This window comes from Chlorobium phaeovibrioides (assembly GCF_003968655.1).
GTDB classification, from domain to species: Bacteria; Bacteroidota; Chlorobiia; order Chlorobiales; family Chlorobiaceae; genus Chlorobium; species Chlorobium phaeovibrioides.
Map to the genome: position 1 here is coordinate 171,899 of NZ_RXYK01000001.1, position 17,820 is coordinate 189,718.

A 17,820-nucleotide genomic window follows, 5' to 3' on the forward strand; every position below is an offset into this window, starting at 1 on the left:
TCTGGGATTGGAGTTCAGTGTTTTTTTGAGAACAGAATCATTCGCTGTGATTCGCCCTCAGTAAAGGGAGTGCCGCTGTAATCGCCGGTAAGACGATCAAGAATAAACCCCTCATCTTCAAGCATTTCCCTGATCTCTCCGGGGCTATACAGGCGTACCGATTCGGCAAACCGTAGCGCATTGCCCGTTTCGGGAGTGATGGTGATCTGTTTTGTGATCCGGTTCTGTTCAAGCACTCTGTTTTCCGTGACATGCATGCCACCAATCGTGCGGCTTGAACGCTCAACCAGATGCTGTTTCAGGTAGCTTGGGTTGATAAGGTCAAGTACATACCATCCGTCAGGCTGCAGGGCCCTGAAAACCGCCGACACGACTTTCCTGTCCTCATCAATTGAGTCAAAATAGCCGAAACTGGTAAAGAGCTGCACAACCATCCGGTAGCTTGCCGTTTCAGAAATATCCCGCATATCCTTCCCGGTGAACCGGAGTTCCAACGATTCCTGTGCCGCCTCCTTTCGTGCTTCCTCAAGGAGAAAGGGCGAGAGGTCGTTTGCGGTGACATTCCATCCCTGTCTGGCAAATTCAAGTGCGTGCCTGCCCGCGCCACAGGCAATATCAAGCAGGGCCGGGGGGGAGGAAAGTGTTGCTTCAAGGCCGGTCTCCTGAAGAATCATCCTGACGCAGGCAGTCGCCTCCTCACGGTTGCGATGGCTGTAGAGGGCAAGATAGAGGGGGTGGTTGAACCATTCTTTGAACCATTGCGTCTGATTCTCTTTGTCAGCAGAACTGGAAAGTGAGGGCATGTGTTGCGGGAATGAACTTCAGGAAGGGGGGAAAGATGGACGCGGGGGGCTTTTGGGGCCCCCGCATGACAAACTGCCGGAGTTTATTTTACGCCGTCTGAAATGACCTTGTTGATGACGGTCTGGTCGTTTTCGCCACTGGGAATACGGACATTCTTTTCAATGAATTTCCAGCCGCTGGTTTTCTCTGATTTTACGGAGTATACCAGTTTTGCAACTTTGAAGTCGCCGGCGCCGCCCTTTTTATTTTTCTCGCCAAATGATTGTTTCTTTGCCATTGTCTGTCGGGTAGTTCAGGTTGTTGTTACGCTTCTCATGCCTTATGCAAAAAAGAATTGGAAAGTAATAAAAATTTCAACCTTCAGCAACAATCTATGACTTTGTGTAAAACAGTCTCACGCTCTTCAGGCATCCTCTTTTCAGGTTTCCTGAAGCCTGCCTTTGTGATAGATTCCGATGGCTTTCCCTTTCAGTGTCTTTCCAATAAAGGGCGTATTGATGGACTTTGAATGGAGTTTGTCTGCAGTTACCTTCCACTCGATGAGGGGGTCGATGAGGGTGAAGTTTGCCACCGAACCCTCTTTGAAGCTTATGGGCTGCAGGTTCATTATTTTTCTTGGATTGACCGACAGCAGTTCAATTGCCCGCTGCATTGATATGATGTTTCTCTCAACCAGCTGTGAAATGGTCAGACCGACTGATGTTTCAAGGCCGATGATGCCGAATGCAGCCTCCTGTGGCGGGCACTGTTTTTCATGAGAGGCATGGGGGGCGTGATCGGTTGCAATGGCATCAACAGTGCCGTCACGAAGCGCTTCCAGCAATGCTTCGCGGTTTCTCGCTGAGCTGAGAGGCGGCTTCATGATATAGCTTCCTTTTTCCTCGGCATTGAACATATCCTCGTCACAAAGGGTGAAATGATGGGGAGTCACTTCACAGGTAACCAGCAGCCCATCTTTTTTGGCCTGACGGATAAGATTCAGCGATGCTTCCGTGCTGATGTGAGCCGCATGGTAGCGGGGCCTCTGCAATGGGTCGTGAAGTTTGTGCTCTTCAAGCCAGCGAAGCAGAAGAAGGTCACGGGCCAGCATCATGGCTTCAGAAATGTCGGGTATGCCTTTCAGGCCGAGCTGCGTGGAATACATTCCCTCGTTGACAACGCCACCTGCAGTGAGTGAACGGTCCTCACAATGCTGAATGACCAGAAGATTGAAGTTTGATGCATACTCAAATGCCAGGCGCATGATCTGGCTGTTCTGGATTGCCGAGCCATCGTCTGATACGGCCGTAACCCCATAGGATGCATATTTCCCGAACGGTGCAAGCCCCTCGCCTCTGCTTTCAACAGTCATGGCTCCTATCACTTCAAGATCAACCGGAAGCCCGCCTGCATGGTGGCGAATGAAAGCAACACCAAGCGGACTGTCAATGACGGGCCGTGTATTGGGCATGAGTGCAACTCCGGTGAACCCGCCTGCCGCAGCTGCCGCAGCACCGCTTTCAAGCGTTTCCTTGTATTCCTGTCCCGGTTCGCGGAAGTGGCAGTGCATGTCAAAAAGACCCGGACTGAGGATTCTGCCTCCCATCTCAATAATCCGCTCGCCAGCTTCTGGCGTCAGAGGATTGCTGCCAATGCTGAGTTTCTCTATGATTCCCTCTTCTGAAACGCGAATGGAACCGATGGCATCAATTCCATCAACGGGGTTGAGAAGACGGGCCTGCTGAAATAGTATGCTCATGCCGTACCTGCTATTGTTGTGGGTTAATACTCTTGAACGGTTGCTTCCAGTCTGATTTCCTGTGCTGAACCTCTGCCGCTCCCGGAGAGGGAAAGCCTTGCTGAAAGTCGGTCGCCGATGCTGACTCTGCCGACACCGTCAGGTGTTCCGGTGAAAATCAAATCATCCCGACGCAGTCCATAAAGATACGATAAATAGTGGAGAAGCTCTTCGGGGCAGTGTATCATTTCCTTCATCCGTCCTTCCTGGACCGTTCTGCCGTTCAGTTCAAGTGATATTTCAGGGTTGGATCCAAGCATTTCAGGTGTACAGGGCACAAAGTCGGAGATAAGTGCGCTTTTTCTGAATCCTTTGCTTTTGAGCCATGGATGGCCTTTTTTACGGTCCTCAAACTGCACATCCCGAAGCGTCATGTCAAGACCAACGCCAATGCCCCGGATGAGAGAGGTGGCTTCCTCAAGGCTACATCCATCGGTCGGGCTTCCCACGAGCAGGACAAGCTCAACCTCATAGTGCATATCATCCGAGAGTGGTCTTCCTTCAAAAGAGGGCATGAGGATTTCGCCGGAGGTTTCAAGTGCGGTTGAGGGTTTGAGAAAAATGATCGGTTCGGGCCGACTGCCGCTACTTTCCTGGCGTTCAATTCCTTCCATTCGTTCAATTTCACGGGCATGTTTCGGGTAATTCTTCCCGACACAAAAAATGGATGCGGGGGCGATCTCTTTTCTGCTTATAAGCTCTTCGGGCATACAATATCCTCCGGGAATGGGTTGAAGGGGCCAGTGAATTGTTTCAGGAGTGTTAATTGCCCTGTCATCTGCGGTGAGCAAGGGGCGCCTTTTCCTCTATTGTTTTACATTTAAAGTAATGTAGCTTGATTCCATAAAATGATTTGAAAACTTTTTCTTGTTTTGCGCTGCAGATGCATGAGTCGGAAAAAGATACGCTGCGAGCCCGGTTCACGAGACTCCGGCTGGAAAATCCCGGCTCATCAAGAGCTGCTTTGAGCATTGAGGCAGCGCGTCATGCTGCCGCACTCCCTGAAATTGCCGGGGCACGGGGCGTGCATGTCTATCTTCCCATGAAGGCGAAGGGAGAGCTTGACACAACGCCATTGATTGAACTGCTTCTGGCCATGAAGAAGACTGTGATGGTTCCGGTTGTGAAGGGCAGCGACATGGTTTCAGCTATACTTGAGGCTTCTGTTGAATTGCAGCCTTCACCGCTTGGGAATCTTCAGCCCCGCCATCTTGTTCCGGCTGATGAATCCCGGCTTGATGCTGTTCTGCTGCCTCTTGTTGCCGTCGACAGATGCGGCAGGCGGCTTGGTTTTGGGAAAGGATATTATGACCGGTTTCTCTCAAGGCTTTCCAGAGAGGGATTTCGGCCCTGGCGAATCGGCTATGCATACAGCTTTCAGATGACCGACTGCATTCCCTCTGATCCCTGGGATCAGAACCTTGACATTCTTGTACACGAACGGGGGGTTGTCCGTTTTTTTTTGGAAACCGACCTTGACTCATGAATAATTCAACACCGAATCGACATGACCAACGACATCACTGCCGGCAACGAAACAATCAATCCTGAAAAGGTGCGGGAGGATATGCAACAGCCCGATCTCCACAGCACCGAACTCTATGTGAACCGTGAAATCAGCTGGATACATTTCAACCAGCGGGTTCTTGAGGAGGCACTCAACAGGGAGGCACATCCACTTCTTGAACGGGTGAAGTTCATTTCGATTTTCAGCTCCAATCTGGATGAGTATTTCATGATAAGGGTGGCGGGAATCGAGGATCAGTACGAGGCAGGCATTCAGGATCGTACCATAGACGGCTATACCCCCTCCGAACAGCTGGAACATATCAGGAGCATGGTTGCTCCCCAGCTGATGCAGAGGAACGACTGTTTCTACAATGACCTGCTTCCGGAAATGGAGAAAGAAGGGATTTCATTTGTCCGCTTCACCCAGCTTCCCAAACAGCAGCAGGAGGCACTTCGCACATATTTCCGTCAGGAAATCTACCCTGTTCTGACCCCGCTTGCTTTTGATACAGGTCATCCGTTTCCTTTCATGTCAAGCCTGTCGCTCAATCTTGCCATTGAGCTTGAAGATTCAGAAACCGGTGCCAGCCGTTTTGCAAGAGTCAAGGTTCCCAGCATTCTTCCCCGCATGCTCTCGTTCAGCACAGTTGAAGGTCTGGGGACTGAAGACGGCGTGCTCCGCTTTATCTGGCTTGAGGACCTGATACAGAACAACCTCGACATGCTTTTCCCTAAAATGCGCATTGTCAAGTCCCACCTGTTCCGCCTTGTTCGTGATGCGGATATTGAAATTGAGGAAGATGAAGCCGGTGACCTTCTTGAAACGATTGAACAGGGAATCCGTTCGCGGCGCTACGGCAAGGTGGTCCGGCTTGACATCAGCCCCCAAATGCCCGGGCCCATCAAAAAGCTTCTCATGAAGAATCTTGAGGTCAGTGAGCGCAATGTCTATGCAATTGAGGGAATTCTGGGGCTTGGATGCCTCATTGAACTGCTTCGCATTGAGCGTCCGGATCTCAAGGATGAATCATTTGTGCCCGCAAATCCCATTGAGGACCATTACGGCCGCAACCTTTTCGGCGCAATCCGTGTTCGCGACCATCTTCTCTACCATCCCTATGACTCGTTTCAGCCGGTCGTTGATTTCATCAACCAGGCCGCAGCCGACCCGGATGTTCTTTCCATCAAGCAGACGCTGTACCGTGTGGGGAGCAATTCACCGATTGTCAAGGCGCTGATGAGAGCAGCTGAAGCAGGCAAACAGGTGGCAGTGCTTGTTGAGCTGAAAGCCCGTTTTGATGAAGAGAACAACATTGTCTGGGCCCGCGCACTTGAAGATGTCGGCGCACATGTCATCTATGGACTGCCCGGCCTGAAAACCCATGCCAAGCTGACCCTGATAGTTCGCCGTGAGAACAGCAAGCTGAAACGGTATCTGCACCTGGGAACCGGCAACTACAACCCCTCAACCGGAAAAATCTATACCGATTACAGCCTGTTTACCGATGATGAAGAGATTTCAAGTGATGTTGCTGAACTCTTCAACGCCCTGACCGGTTATTCAAGAAACACTGAGTACCGTAAGCTGCTTGTCTCTCCACTCAACACCCGCAAGCGCATTATTGAGATGATTGAGCGGGAGGCTGCACTCCATAAAAAGGAGGGTGGTGGCAGAATCATCATGAAAATGAACGCCCTTGTCGACCCAAAGACCATCCGTTCGCTCTACAGCGCTTCTCGTGACGGGGTTCAGATTGACTTGATCATCCGTGGCATATGCTGCCTGAAGCCCGGTATAAAAGGTGTAAGTGATACTATCAGGGTAATAAGTGTGATAGGAAGATTTTTGGAACACAGCAGAGCTTATTATTTTAACAATGGCGGCAAAGCAGAACTCTTTCTTGGTAGCGCCGATATGATGCAGAGAAATCTGGATCACCGTGTTGAAACGATTTTCCCCGTTTTCGATGAAACGATCATTGACAGGGTGCTTGAAGATCTTGAGCTTCTGCTTGCCGACAATGTAAAAGCCTGGACGATGGATGCTTCGGGTATGTATTCACTCATGCAAAACGATCAACCGCCTTGTAACAGTCAGGTCCGTTTTCTTGAGAGAGCCGTTCAGAAGAAGATTTCTCATATTTTAAAGTAGCAGTACCATGAAAATTGCCATTGGAAGTGACCACGCAGGTGTTGAGTTCAAGAAAGAGATAGCTGCATGGCTTGCAGCCCATGGCCATGAATGCACCGATATGGGGCCATATACAGAAGAGTCTGTCGACTATCCTGACTATGCGCATAAAGTTGCACGGGCTGTTGCAGCCGGTGAGTACGAGCAGGGAATATTGCTCTGCGGTACCGGTTTGGGTGTTTCAATATCTGCCAACAAAGTTCCAGGCATTCGTGCTGCCCTTGCATGCAGACCTGAATTTGCAACCCTTGCCCGACAGCACAATAATGCCAATGTGCTGTGCATGTCGGCCCGTTTTACCGACAGTGCTGCCATAGTAACCACGCTTGAACATTGGTTTGCCGCTGAGTTTGAGGGAGGGAGGCATCAGCGCAGGGTAGAAAAGATAGAACAATGGTCCTGAACGGCTCCATACAGAGCTGTCTTGATGAAGGGTATCCGGTTTTCGAAGACAGCAGGACAATTAAAGAGCTTCTTGCCTTTATGCATGCAGAGGAACTGTCCTGTGTTCCTGTATGCCATAAAGGCAGATTTTCCGGCATTGTTCATATGGCCGAACTTGAAAAAGCGGCTGAAGGGTCTGCAAAAAAACTCAGTGAGCTGAGTTTCCCTGTGACTCCTTCAACAACTGCCGATGAACATGAGCTGGTACTCTTTTCACGGATGGGGTTGTTCCCTGAAATAATCATTCCTGTTATAGAGCGTGAAAGTGGCGACTATATCGGCGTTGTTCATAAAGAACGGCTGTTTATGAGAGCGGTTGAGGTGTTTCATCTTTCGGGAGACGCAATGACGCTTGAGCTTGAGGTACCCGCATTCGGGCTCAATGTTTCAGAGGTGATTGCGGTTCTTGAGAAGAATGATGCGACGGTGCTGAGTTTCGGCTCCTACCATCCATCCCCGGAAGGGGAGAGCAGGGTGCTCTCTATGAGGCTTCAGGTTCATGATGCCTACCATCTTGTCAAAACCCTGGAGCAGTATGGATATATGATACGCTATGCGGCGCCACTGTCGGGAGGGGATGATGAAGACCTTCGCCAAAAGGCTCTGGAGTTCATACGGGTGATGGATCTGTAGCCCTTCACCTGTACTGCCGGAGCGCCGCAAGAACAACGCCCATAATGCGGAAATCACTTTCGGGTGTCACGGGAATCGGGCGGTATTTTCTGTTTTCAGGAGCCAGCGATACATGCCCTCCGTCGCTGATGCAGAGGGTTTTTACCGTTACCTCAGAATTCAGGCTTGCAATGACCACCTGCCCGTCACGAGCCGTTTCGCGGGATTCGACCAGCAGCGTGTCTCCGGGCATTATTCCAATATCCATCATGCTGTCGCCCGAAACTTTCAGCGCATAGACATTTTTTCTGCCCCCTGTCCATGACCGGGGGAAATCCAGATAGGTCTCAACCTCTTCGGCCGCTACAGCCGGCATACCGGCAGGAACAGCACTGCTGTAAAGCGGTACGCTGATCAGCGAAGGCTCTCTGTCATCGTTTTCATGTACATTGATGATCCGCCCAATTCTTGATTCCAGCAGGGTCAACCGCTCTGATATTCCTTTGCTCTCTTCCCCTGTCTCTTTGTTTCTGAGCATTGAGCCATTTCCCGTCAGCAGCCATTCATGGCTTACGGGAAAGCCTCTGCAGAGCTCTTCAAGTACCGAGGCGCTCGTTCCGCCTTTATTGTTCTCTATTTCCGAAACCCTGTTTCCCGATATTCCGATTTTTTTTCCGAACTCCTCCTGACGAAGCCCGTAATGTCGGCGCACTCTTCTGATGCGCATACCGAGTGTTGAAACTGTATCCATGCCTGTGAGGTTGAGTTATGCCGGAGTGTTATACTCTATCGTATTTTTACTAAAATATATTCCAAAAATAATTAAAATCCGATAAAATTCCATCTTTTACGATGCCCGCTCTCCTTCTGTTTTACTTTATGAGCGTTATTCGTACCTTATGAAATTGGTGTGCATGGGCGAGTGAGCCCTTTGCCCGCTGTAACTTTCAACCTTTTTTTCAATGAATTCAGCACCTGCCTCAGCGCTTGCCGCAAGGATAGAGGAGTATGCGAGCCGTCTTTCTCCGGAACTTTCCGAAGTCCGCAGAGACATACACATGCACCCCGAACTCTCCTATGAAGAGGTACGAACAACCCGTGTTGTGGTAGAGTATCTTCAGAAGCTTGGAATTGAGTGCGAGCCGCCGTTTCTGGAAACCGGGGTTGTGGCACTGCTGAAAGGGGCAAACTATAAAGAAGGCTCGCCCATCATTGCGCTGCGTGCCGATATTGACGCTCTTCCGCTGAATGAAGAGAACAGCCACGGATTCTGTTCACTTGAGCCGGGGAAAATGCATGCCTGTGGTCATGATATGCACACCGCCATGCTTCTCGGGGCAGCTGTCATTCTTGCTTCCATCAAGGATGAACTCCAGGGAGGGGTCCTGTTGATTTTTCAGCCGGCTGAAGAAAAGGCTCCGGGTGGTGCCAGGCCACTGATTGAAGCAGGTATCTTCAAAAAATTCAGCCCGGTGGCCATACTTGGCCAGCACTGTTTTCCCAGTGTCCCTTCAGGAAAGGTTGCACTGTGCAAGGGAAGCTTCATGGCGGCAACCGATGAGCTGTATTTCACGGTGTCTGGGCAGGGAGGTCACGCTTCAGCTCCTCATAAGGCGGCTGATCCGGTTCTTGCAGCAGCACACATCATAACGGCAGTCCAGCACCTTGTCAGCAGGGTGGTGCCGCCCCATGAACCGGCAGTGGTTTCAATCGCCTCCATTCATGGGGGAAGTGCCCCCAACATCATCCCTTCCACAGTCACCATGAGCGGAACCATGCGGACGATGAACGAGGAGCTTCGTGCACTTCTGCACAAGAAACTGCAGGCAACGGTGACACATGTGGCAGAAGGAATGGGTGTGACTGCGGAGCTTGAAATCCGCCACGGGTATCCTGCGCTTGTCAATGATGCTGAAATCACCCGGCAGGCTGCCATAGCATGTGCCGAGTATCTCGGCAGGGAGAATGTACTCGACAGCGAGCCGCTCATGACCGCTGAGGATTTCGCCTATTACCTTCAGGAAATTCCCGGGACTTTCTGGCAGATTGGCACTGGTACTGCAGAGCAGGAGAGGGGCAACACACTGCATTCTCCAACTTTCAACCCTGACGAAAAGGCGCTGGTAACGGGGGCAGGTCTTTTTGCCTATTCGGCCTGCCGGTTTCTTGAGAATGCCGCTGGCCGGCCATAACAGAGAAAGGCGACCATAAGGACGCCTTTCTCTGTTGTTTCGGTAAAAAATCAGCCTGTTACTTTACGCTTTGCCGTTAGAACCGAGCACATTGATGTTTTTGTGCTTGTAGAGTTCCATCAAGGCATCGCGTGCAGGACCGAGATATTTTCTCGGGTCAAACTCTTCAGGCTTTTCGTCCAGTACCTTGCGGATTGCAGCTGTCATTGCAAGGCGTCCGTCGGAATCAATGTTGATTTTGCAGACTGCGGATTTGGATGCCAGACGGAGCTGATCTTCTCCAATGCCGATTGCGTCTTTGAGTCTGCCGCCATGCTCATTGATGGTTTTGACAAGATCCTGCGGAACTGAAGATGAACCGTGAAGGACAATGGGGAATCCGGGAATTCTTTTTTCAATTTCCTGAAGGATATCAAGGCGGATTTTCGGATCTTCGCCCGGCTTGAACTTGAAGGCTCCGTGTGAAGTGCCGATTGAGATGGCAAGGCTGTCGACGCCGGTTTTGGCAACGAAATCCTCAACCTCTTCAGGCTGGGTGTAGGTGTGATGCTCCGCGGAAACCTCATCCTCAATACCGGCAAGCACGCCAAGTTCACCCTCAACGGTAACATCGTGCTGGTGGGCGTATTCCACAACTTTTTTGGTCAGGGCAACATTTTCATCATACGGGAGGTGTGAGCCGTCAATCATGACAGAGGAAAAGCCTGACTCGATGCAGTCTTTGCAGAGCTCAAAGGTATCGCCATGGTCAAGATGGAGAACGATGGGAATCGGGCTGCCGAGCTCTTCAGCATAGGCAACGGCACCTTGAGCCAGATAGCGGAGAAGGGTTTCATTGGCATAACTTCTGGCGCCTTTTGAAACCTGGAGGATAACCGGAGACTTCGTTTCGGCACAGGCCATGATGATTGCCTGCATCTGCTCAAGGTTATTGAAATTGTAGGCCGGAATGGCATAGCCACCGGTTACGGCTTTCTTGAAAAGCTCTCTGCTGTTGCAGAGGCCGAGTGATTTATAGCTGACAGGCTGCTTTGGCATTGAATGCGCTCCCTTTTGTATTTATAATTGTTACTGGTGGACTGCCGATTTATTTCGTAATTCACCAACTGTCGTTTATCAAGTGGTGCATTATATGATATATTTAAATGCACCGCAACTCTTAACGCCAAACTCTTTCTCTCTTTTCACCCAGATACGATGTATAGAAAACTCCTTACACTGCTTATTGTTTCCCTCTTTGCAGGGGTTGTGCCGTTGTTTGCAAACAATGTGCAAACTCCCGTTTCTCCCGCAAAGCAGGTTCTTCTCAAACCCTCCCATGCCCAGGAAGAGGCTGCCCGTTATGTCAGTCAGTATCTGCTTGAAAACCACTACCGAAAAGTAGCTGTCGGGGATTCACTCTCCCAGGAGATATTCAACCGCTACATCGACAATCTCGACGGCAGTAAAAGTTACTTTATGGCAGGCGAGGTAAGCCGGCTCCGGGAACTGTATGGCAACCGCATTGATGATGAATTTCTTTCAGGGCGGGCAACGGCTGGTTTTGCCATCTACAATCTCTTTCTCAAGCGCGCCAATGAAAAGATGCGCTACCTGAAAGCCGCTGCCGATACCGTTCGATTTGACTTCAGGACCCCCGAATCCCTTGTTGTCAAAAGAGACGCAGATGCATGGCCCGCTGACCGCAAAGAGCTGCTCGCCTACTGGCGCAAAGAGCTGAAATACAAGTGGCTCAACCTCAGGTATTCAGGTGAAAGCCCGAAAACCATCCGCGAAACCCTTGCCAAGAGTTATGCAAGCCGCCTGAGCCTCCTGAAGAAGCAGAGCGCAGAGGATGCGTTCAGGGTATATTCCAATGCGCTGACCACTTCGTTTGATCCCCATACAGACTACCTCTCACCCTCAGATTATGAAAACTTCCAGATAGACATGAGCCGATCTCTTGAAGGAATCGGCGCAAAACTGCAGAGTGAAACCGAGTATACGGTTGTCAATGAAGTTATTCCCGGCGGTCCTGCCTTCAGGGCAGGGTTGCTGAAAAAGGGAGACAAAATCATCGGTGTGGGTCAGGGCAAAACAGAGGAGATTGTTGATGTCGTCGGTTGGAGAATCAATGATGTCGTCAAACTTATCCGTGGACCGAAGGGGACCCTTGTGCGCCTGAAAATTCTACCTGCAAGCCAGGCGGGCCGCGGGCCATCTAAAATCATTCCCATTCAGCGCGACAAGGTCAACCTTGAGGAGCAGGCTGCACACAAAGAGATCATCCGGCAGTCCGGCCGTCGCATCGGAGTCATTACCATACCCTCGTTCTATCTTGACTTTGAAGGACAGAAACGCAATAACGGGGCATATAACAGTACCAGTCGCGATGTGTCGCGCATTCTCGGTGAGCTCAATGCCGCCGATGTGGACGGCATTGTGATCGACCTGCGCGACAATGGCGGAGGCTCCCTTGAAGAGGCGGTCAATGTTACAGGACTTTTCATTCCTTCCGGACCGGTAGTCCAGGTGAGCAGTTCATCAGGCGGAAAAGGAGTGCTGCGCGATGAAGACCGCCAGGTTGCATACACCGGCCCATTGACCGTTCTTGTCAACAGGTACAGCGCATCTGCCTCTGAAATCTTTGCCGCAGCAATTCAGGATTACGGCAGGGGAGTCATTGTCGGGGAGCGGACTTTCGGGAAAGGAACCGTCCAGAGCATCATCCGTCTCGAGCGCCCATACTCTCTCTTCGGAAAACAGCCTGAACTCGGCCAGCTGAAGCTCACCATCGCCAAGTTTTATCGGATTTCAGGTGAAAGCACGCAGCATAAAGGCGTTGTGCCCGACATCTTCATGCCATCCCTTATCGACAACTCTGCAATCGGTGAAGACACCTATACCAGCAGCCTTCCCTGGAGTACCGTGTCACGATCCTTTTACAGTCAGAGTCTTGAGGTATCACAGCCCCTCATCAATCAGCTCCGCGTGAAATTCCAGAGCCGTATTCTTGCAGACCCTGCTTATCAGAACTATCTGAAAGATGTAGCGACACTCAATGCCATCAGAAAGAAAAAGTCAATTTCCCTCAAGGAGTCGGTGTTCAGGGTTGAGACTGAAAAAATAAAACAGATTGAAAAACTTTGGGTTCCCGAAACAGATAATGAATCCAAGCCTCCAAAAGTGACGGGACGCGATATCGTCCTGGATGAAGCTGTGGCCATTACGGCAGATCTGGCAGGGGTAAAACCCGTGGGCTCAGAGGTCATTGTCAATAAACCGACCCAAATCAATTGAAAACATTTTCTTGTTGTTTATCAACTGCAATTAAACTAAACTCTGTCTGTATTCAGCCAATGGTTGGTTGAGAAGTGTGCGGGTAATTGGTGCTATGGTTATCCGCAAGACTATCTTTTTATCACTGCACGAGTTTACTGAGATTAGACAATGAATATTTATGTCGGCAATCTGCCTTACACCGTTTCTGAAGATGACCTTCGTGACGCCTTTTCCGAATTCGGACAGGTAGAGAGCGCAAACATCATCATGGACAAATTTTCCGGCCGCTCAAAAGGCTTCGGTTTTGTTGAAATGTCTGATGACGATGCTGCACGCGAAGCCATTGAAGCCATGCACAACAAGGACTTCATGGGCCGTTCCATCATGGTCAACGAGGCAAAGCCCCGCGAAGAAAGAGCTCCCCGCCGCGATCATTACTGATCCCTGCTGAAAGCAAAAGCTTCAAAGCCGGTCAGGACTTTTTTCCTGCCCGGCTTTTTTATTGCGTATATTTACGCATTATGAATTCCCCCATAGTCATACGATGGCTCCTCTGTCTGTTCATTGCCCTTGGAACAGTTTTTTCTGCCACAGATGCTTCTGCTGCGTCTTCTTCTGAGACTCTTACTCTCAGCGGCAAGGGGTTCTACTATCTCTCTGGCCATATGGATATGCTGAAGGATCCATCACGAAACATGGATTTCAGCCAGGCCCATTCAGCCTTCGCTCAAGGTGAGTTTATTTCATTGCCAGGTACACTCAACGCTGGCTATGCTCGTAATGCATACTGGATCCATTTCACCATACAGCGCAGAGAAAGCTTTCCCGAAAAAGCCATGCTCAGCATTTCACCAAATTATACCAACAACCTTGGCATTTATATTCAGCGCCAAGGTCTTTCGCCTCACCTTGTCTCCTCTTTCCGCACTGTTCAGCTCGGTACCGACATTCCTGTCGCCAATCGCCCTGTACTCAACCCGGCGTTTATCGTTCCTCTCAACCTACCGGTAGATGAACCTGTCGAAGTGTTTGTCCGGGTATACTCCAAGGGATCAATAAGTCTTACTGGACAGGTTGCCACCTATGAGAGTCTCAGGAACAGCACCTATTACAGCATCATGCTCCATTCCGGTTACCTTGGTATAGCAGCAGTACTGTGTGTGATGAACCTGATTTTCTTTATCTCCATTCGTGATCGTCTGTTTCTGTATTTTTCCCTTTATGTTCTGACGGTGCTCGTCAACAATCTCGCTGCAGCCGGCATGCTTACCCTCATTATCCCACAATACGCCCATAGTCTTTCCGACTACATGGTGTATATGGGCGTTGGTGTTCAGGTGCTTGTTTTTTCTGAATTCAGCTATCATCTTTTTCGTGATTTCGCAGGCGTCTGGAATATCCGTTATATGCGCCTGATGTCGGCAACCGGAGTTCTGACAATGGTTTCCGTTCCGTTCGGGTTCTATGCAGAGATCGTTCCATTTGCCCTTGTCGGCATCATTATCCTCATCAGCCTGCTGCTCTTGATCAGTAGACAGTTTCTTGTAAGTATGCCGCAGAGCGGCATTTTCATCACCGTGGCGTTCGGCATCAGCGCTCTTGGTTATTTTTACCAGATTCTCCGTCTTATCGGCGTTTTTCCCCTTCAGCAGGAATGGGATATCAATATGATTGAGCCGGCAACTCTGGTGAATATGGTTCTCATTTCCATCGCACTTTCCGAACGCTTCCGCATCACGGAACGGCAGCTCAGCGAAGCCTCCCGGCTGGCTGAAAAAAGGGCAACGGAGCTGGCAACAGACATGACAAGTGAACTAAGGGACAACAAGGAGCGCCTCGAGGTTGCCCTTGCTGCCGAACACCTTTCGACAGAGCGACAGCACCGGTTTCTCACCATGTTGTCACATGAGTACCGTACGCCCCTTGCTATCATTCAGGGCAATCTGGACATCCTGGCCATACATCCCGAAACCGTCGCTGAGAGCGAGTCGCCGGAACTTATGAAAATGCGGAGGGCGGTCAGCCGATTGGTTGATGTGATGGATGTGTCTCTCGAGCAGAGCAGGGTGACGGACCCGCAGGTCGGGGGAAAGTTTACCCGCTGCGGAGCCGATGAATTCGTCCGCCAGCAGGTTGAGGCCGTTCGCTGGATGTGGCCGGACAGGAACTTCACCTTAGCGTCTTCGCTGTCGGGTGAGTACATACGCGGGGAAATGCCACTTCTTAACACTGCGCTGTTCAATGTGCTGGACAATGCACAAAAATACTCACCGGCCCATAGCACGGTGGGCGTGAGCTGCAGAAGGCATGATGATATCGTGGAGATTATCGTCAGCAACAAGACGAAGGAGTTGGACGCGGGGGAGTGTGACTCGCTGTTTGATAAATACCGAAGGGGTGGAAGTAGTCATGATACCCCGGGTGCCGGAATCGGGCTATGGCTAGTTCGACAGATCATCGAGCAGCATCTGGGGGGCGTGCATCTCACCTCTGGACCAGATGATACTGTAACTGTAACCATAACTCTTCCTCTCAATAGGGAGGAATAGCTCCCGCGGCTGTCAACATTTATCAGAAAAAATGGGTATAAGAACTGTTGAGTGAAGTGTAGTATAGTATATAAAATTAACCCTCATGACAACCTCCTCCATCATATGGCCCAGTTAGAATCCGGCTCAAAGCGTATCATCATTGTTGAGGATGACGAGGACCTCCGCGACAGCATCATCAAGTACCTCCGGATTAAAGGCTATGACATCCACGGAGTAGGAACTGCATTGGAGTTCTATGCCGAAGTCTCCACACACCCCTACACAATTGCAATTCTCGACCTTGCCCTTCCCGATCAGGACGGCCTGGTGATTGCCCAATACATCAGGGCCAACACAGGAATGCGTATCCTCATGCTGACCGCACGAACTTCTGTCGAAGACCGGCTTGCCGGATATGAATCGGGGGCAGATGTCTATCTCGTCAAGCCGGTTGACTTTCGAGAATTGGCAGCATCGCTTGACAGTCTATTCGGCCGTCTTGAACTCGATGTATCATCAGCTATCACGATAAACAAGGCAGTGAAAGGCCATTGGAGATTGAATGGTGAAGACTGGACGCTGGAAAGCCCTGAAGGCGACCTGGTGAAGATGACATCCAAAGAGTACCAGTTTCTTTATGCTCTTGCAGAGGCTTCGGGGCATATTGTTTCACGCGAAGAACTCCTCCCCATTCTGGGTTATGCTATAAATGAATCGTCGAACCGCTCGCTTGAGTCCTTGGTTTACCGCCTGAGAAAAAAGATTTCCAACACACTGGAAACCCCCATCAAAACTGCGAGTGGCTATGGGTATACATTTTCCTCTTCAATTGATTGTCATTAGCGATTTTTAGAGATTTCCCCACTTCCCGATTTCATAGCTAACCACTATAAAGCCACGCTGATTCCAAATCAGAATTTGTCAGGAGAAGTGACGAAGTATGGTTTTGATTTGCTGATTTGATTCTTCAATTTTCATTCGCAGTGTTGGTTAACAAATGCCTTTAGGTATGCGGAACCCATTGTTTTTTTTAAATCACTAAAATAAAGAGAGGCCCTCATGTCAATCGAACAGGCGAAACTTGCACTTGAAAAGGTTAAGTCCGACAAAGCTTTTGCCGATCAGGCAATGGCTATTGAAAATCTTGATGAGCGCATCAAGTTTATTAACGAGAGTGGATTTGAATGCACACTTGAAGAGGTCAAGGCTGCATCTGAAGAGTTAGGTGATGCTGATCTTGATAATGTGGCTGGTGGTTGCTTTGCACATTGTCATCTGTGCAGTAAAAAGGTATTCTGACACCTATCTTACAAAGAGGCCGCAAATTAGTAGAATATGCGGCCTCTTTTCTTTCTTCTTGATACACTACACTCGACTTCAACATTATGGCTCTGGAATTCAGAAAACAGGCACTTGATAAGCTCACTTCGCCGGAAGACCTTGACCGGATTATGAAGGTCACGGATGCTCGTGGGTGGATTGCCATGGGCACCATCGGTCTGCTACTGTTTGCGGTTGTTATCTGGGCCTTTACTGGCCTAGTACCAACTGTTGTGTCTGGGTCGGGCATTCTCATGAAGGGTGATATAGTTATCCTTGACGCTAAGGCTGATGGGCGCGTCAATATGATAGCAAATCAGCAGGGGCTCGTTCTGAAATCCGGAACACTTGTCGCAACTGTAGATCAACCTGCGTTGAATCAGGAGCTCTCTTCTGCTCGTGATGCATATAATGGCGTCATGACTCATTACAAGACGCGTGTTGCATTGCTCAAAAAGCGCCTTCAACTCCAGGAATCACGTCTTTCTGGTTTAAAGGGTCTTTTTGATAGGGGGCTTGTTGATCGACCGATGATGGCCGGTGCAGAAGGTGATTTTATCAATGCTCAAAATGAACTCTACGCTTTAGAACTCATGATGAGCAATGCAAGGGATCGCTATGAGGATGCTAAGGCTGCATACGAATGGGAAACATCGGTAACCATGCCGTACGATGGTAGAATTATTGACATAGATGCTGACGATGCTTCGCTTGTCGCGAAAGGGACGCCACTATTCCATGTTGAAAAACTCCAGCCTGACAGCGCTGGAGTGCATGTTGTGCTATATGTGCCATCTGGTTTAGCAAAAAAAATTCGTGAAGGAATGGCTGCAATGGTTTCACCGGCTACGGTGAAGGCTGAAGAGTACGGGCATATCATTGGATCTGTTGTATCCGTTAGTGAATATCCTGAATCAGTATCAGCTCTCAAAGCAAAGCTAGGTAATGATATGCTGGTATCAACCCTGAGCCGGAATGGGGCGCCGTATGAGGTTCTTGTCCGGCTTCAGAAGGACGATGAATCGCCCAGCGGCTATCGCTGGACTTCAGGCCGCGGTCCCGATGTCAAGATAACTCAGGGTGCTTTTTGCACCGGGTCAGTATCTGTGGAGGAGTTACCACCCGCAGCCTATGTATTACCTGTCATCAAAAAAATGGTCCTGGGCTCGGATCAGTAAA

General features: G+C 50.0%; 17 protein-coding genes. 11 read left to right on the forward strand and 6 right to left on the reverse strand.

The genetic code is table 11. The annotated features are described in order from the left end of the window. Positions 1-14: 14 nt before the first annotated feature. The 4 genes from EKD02_RS00775 to EKD02_RS00790 form a co-directional block, all read right to left on the reverse strand. Entirely contained in the window at positions 15-803 is a 789-nt protein-coding gene (locus EKD02_RS00775; protein WP_126383327.1) for a class I SAM-dependent methyltransferase, read from the reverse strand. A gap of 83 nt (positions 804-886) precedes the next feature. Next, positions 887-1,081: a hypothetical protein gene (locus EKD02_RS00780; RefSeq protein WP_011890140.1), complete on the reverse strand. Its 195-nt coding sequence runs from the start codon at positions 1,079-1,081 to the stop codon at positions 887-889. Positions 1,082-1,222: 141 nt separating this feature from the next. Further along, positions 1,223-2,542, reverse strand: coding sequence for a dihydroorotase (locus EKD02_RS00785; RefSeq protein WP_126383329.1), 1,320 nt, complete (start codon positions 2,540-2,542; stop codon positions 1,223-1,225). Between the two features lie 23 nt (positions 2,543-2,565). Further along, complete coding sequence (locus EKD02_RS00790; protein ID WP_126383331.1) at positions 2,566-3,291, reverse strand: fumarylacetoacetate hydrolase family protein; 726 nt, start codon at positions 3,289-3,291, stop codon at positions 2,566-2,568. A gap of 143 nt (positions 3,292-3,434) precedes the next feature. Here EKD02_RS00790 and EKD02_RS00795 point away from each other — a divergent pair, with 143 nt between their 5' ends. From EKD02_RS00795 to EKD02_RS00810, 4 genes are read left to right on the forward strand one after another with little or no spacing between them, the layout of a single operon-like run. Further along, positions 3,435-4,067 (forward strand): 5-formyltetrahydrofolate cyclo-ligase, encoded by a 633-nt coding sequence (locus EKD02_RS00795; protein WP_126383333.1) that lies wholly within the window; start codon positions 3,435-3,437, stop codon positions 4,065-4,067. Between the two features lie 21 nt (positions 4,068-4,088). Beyond that, a complete protein-coding gene (gene ppk1 / locus EKD02_RS00800) occupies positions 4,089-6,242 on the forward strand; it encodes a polyphosphate kinase 1 (protein ID WP_011890136.1) in 2,154 nt (717 codons plus the stop codon). A gap of 7 nt (positions 6,243-6,249) precedes the next feature. After that, on the forward strand, positions 6,250-6,684 hold the full coding sequence (rpiB, locus tag EKD02_RS00805; protein WP_011890135.1) for a ribose 5-phosphate isomerase B: 435 nt from the start codon (positions 6,250-6,252) through the stop codon (positions 6,682-6,684). Next, positions 6,675-7,358 carry a CBS domain-containing protein gene (locus EKD02_RS00810; RefSeq protein ID WP_126383335.1) on the forward strand — a complete coding sequence of 228 codons (684 nt, stop codon included), beginning with the start codon at positions 6,675-6,677 and terminating at the stop codon, positions 7,356-7,358. The genes rpiB and EKD02_RS00810 overlap by 10 nt, the downstream gene beginning before the upstream one ends. Before the next feature lie 4 nt (positions 7,359-7,362). Here the strand turns inward: EKD02_RS00810 and EKD02_RS00815 are convergent, their stop codons facing one another. Beyond that, entirely contained in the window at positions 7,363-8,088 is a 726-nt protein-coding gene (locus tag EKD02_RS00815; RefSeq protein ID WP_126341508.1) for a helix-turn-helix domain-containing protein, read from the reverse strand. Between the two features lie 211 nt (positions 8,089-8,299). Here EKD02_RS00815 and EKD02_RS00820 point away from each other — a divergent pair, with 211 nt between their 5' ends. Beyond that, complete coding sequence (locus tag EKD02_RS00820; RefSeq protein WP_126383337.1) at positions 8,300-9,529, forward strand: M20 metallopeptidase family protein; 1,230 nt, start codon at positions 8,300-8,302, stop codon at positions 9,527-9,529. A 63-nt stretch (positions 9,530-9,592) separates the two neighbouring features. Here the strand turns inward: EKD02_RS00820 and EKD02_RS00825 are convergent, their stop codons facing one another. Further along, a complete protein-coding gene (locus tag EKD02_RS00825) occupies positions 9,593-10,567 on the reverse strand; it encodes a class II fructose-bisphosphate aldolase (protein WP_011890131.1) in 975 nt (324 codons plus the stop codon). A gap of 159 nt (positions 10,568-10,726) precedes the next feature. Between EKD02_RS00825 and EKD02_RS00830 the strand changes: the two genes are divergently transcribed. The 6 genes from EKD02_RS00830 to EKD02_RS00855 all read left to right on the forward strand — a co-directional run bounded on the left by EKD02_RS00830 (position 10,727) and on the right by EKD02_RS00855 (position 17,819). Then, positions 10,727-12,808, forward strand: a complete 2,082-nt coding sequence (locus EKD02_RS00830; protein ID WP_126383339.1) for a carboxy terminal-processing peptidase — start codon at positions 10,727-10,729, stop codon at positions 12,806-12,808. 150 nt (positions 12,809-12,958) lie between these two features. Continuing rightward, a complete protein-coding gene (rbp, locus tag EKD02_RS00835; RefSeq protein WP_011890130.1) occupies positions 12,959-13,231 on the forward strand; it encodes an RNA-binding regulator in 273 nt (90 codons plus the stop codon). A gap of 80 nt (positions 13,232-13,311) precedes the next feature. Further along, the gene (locus EKD02_RS00840; protein WP_244924373.1) at positions 13,312-15,339 is read left to right on the forward strand and encodes a sensor histidine kinase; all 2,028 of its coding nucleotides are present in this window, start codon (positions 13,312-13,314) and stop codon (positions 15,337-15,339) included. Positions 15,340-15,444: 105 nt separating this feature from the next. Further along, a complete protein-coding gene (locus EKD02_RS00845; RefSeq protein WP_126383343.1) occupies positions 15,445-16,164 on the forward strand; it encodes a response regulator transcription factor in 720 nt (239 codons plus the stop codon). A gap of 216 nt (positions 16,165-16,380) precedes the next feature. Then, complete coding sequence (locus EKD02_RS00850; RefSeq protein ID WP_126383345.1) at positions 16,381-16,620, forward strand: Nif11-like leader peptide family natural product precursor; 240 nt, start codon at positions 16,381-16,383, stop codon at positions 16,618-16,620. A gap of 86 nt (positions 16,621-16,706) precedes the next feature. Next, positions 16,707-17,819 (forward strand): NHLP bacteriocin system secretion protein, encoded by a 1,113-nt coding sequence (locus EKD02_RS00855; protein ID WP_126383347.1) that lies wholly within the window; start codon positions 16,707-16,709, stop codon positions 17,817-17,819. Position 17,820 lies beyond the last annotated feature (1 nt).

Excerpts from the sequence above, each read along its gene's own strand:
- rpiB (WP_011890135.1), top strand. The coding sequence starts at position 6,250 with ATGAAAATTGCCATTGGAAGTGACCACGCAGGTGTTGAGTTCAAGAAA.
- EKD02_RS00810 (WP_126383335.1), top strand. The coding sequence starts at position 6,675 with ATGGTCCTGAACGGCTCCATACAGAGCTGTCTTGATGAAGGGTATCCG.
- EKD02_RS00855 (WP_126383347.1), top strand. The coding sequence starts at position 16,707 with ATGGCTCTGGAATTCAGAAAACAGGCACTTGATAAGCTCACTTCGCCG.
- rbp (WP_011890130.1), top strand. The coding sequence starts at position 12,959 with ATGAATATTTATGTCGGCAATCTGCCTTACACCGTTTCTGAAGATGAC.
- EKD02_RS00790 (WP_126383331.1), bottom strand. The coding sequence starts at position 3,291 with ATGCCCGAAGAGCTTATAAGCAGAAAAGAGATCGCCCCCGCATCCATT.
- EKD02_RS00780 (WP_011890140.1), bottom strand. The coding sequence starts at position 1,081 with ATGGCAAAGAAACAATCATTTGGCGAGAAAAATAAAAAGGGCGGCGCC.
- EKD02_RS00850 (WP_126383345.1), top strand. The coding sequence starts at position 16,381 with ATGTCAATCGAACAGGCGAAACTTGCACTTGAAAAGGTTAAGTCCGAC.
- EKD02_RS00830 (WP_126383339.1), top strand. The coding sequence starts at position 10,727 with ATGTATAGAAAACTCCTTACACTGCTTATTGTTTCCCTCTTTGCAGGG.
- EKD02_RS00820 (WP_126383337.1), top strand. The coding sequence starts at position 8,300 with ATGAATTCAGCACCTGCCTCAGCGCTTGCCGCAAGGATAGAGGAGTAT.
- ppk1 (WP_011890136.1), top strand. The coding sequence starts at position 4,089 with ATGACCAACGACATCACTGCCGGCAACGAAACAATCAATCCTGAAAAG.
- EKD02_RS00840 (WP_244924373.1), top strand. The coding sequence starts at position 13,312 with ATGAATTCCCCCATAGTCATACGATGGCTCCTCTGTCTGTTCATTGCC.
- EKD02_RS00785 (WP_126383329.1), bottom strand. The coding sequence starts at position 2,542 with ATGAGCATACTATTTCAGCAGGCCCGTCTTCTCAACCCCGTTGATGGA.
- EKD02_RS00775 (WP_126383327.1), bottom strand. The coding sequence starts at position 803 with ATGCCCTCACTTTCCAGTTCTGCTGACAAAGAGAATCAGACGCAATGG.
- EKD02_RS00825 (WP_011890131.1), bottom strand. The coding sequence starts at position 10,567 with ATGCCAAAGCAGCCTGTCAGCTATAAATCACTCGGCCTCTGCAACAGC.
- EKD02_RS00845 (WP_126383343.1), top strand. The coding sequence starts at position 15,445 with ATGGCCCAGTTAGAATCCGGCTCAAAGCGTATCATCATTGTTGAGGAT.
- EKD02_RS00815 (WP_126341508.1), bottom strand. The coding sequence starts at position 8,088 with ATGGATACAGTTTCAACACTCGGTATGCGCATCAGAAGAGTGCGCCGA.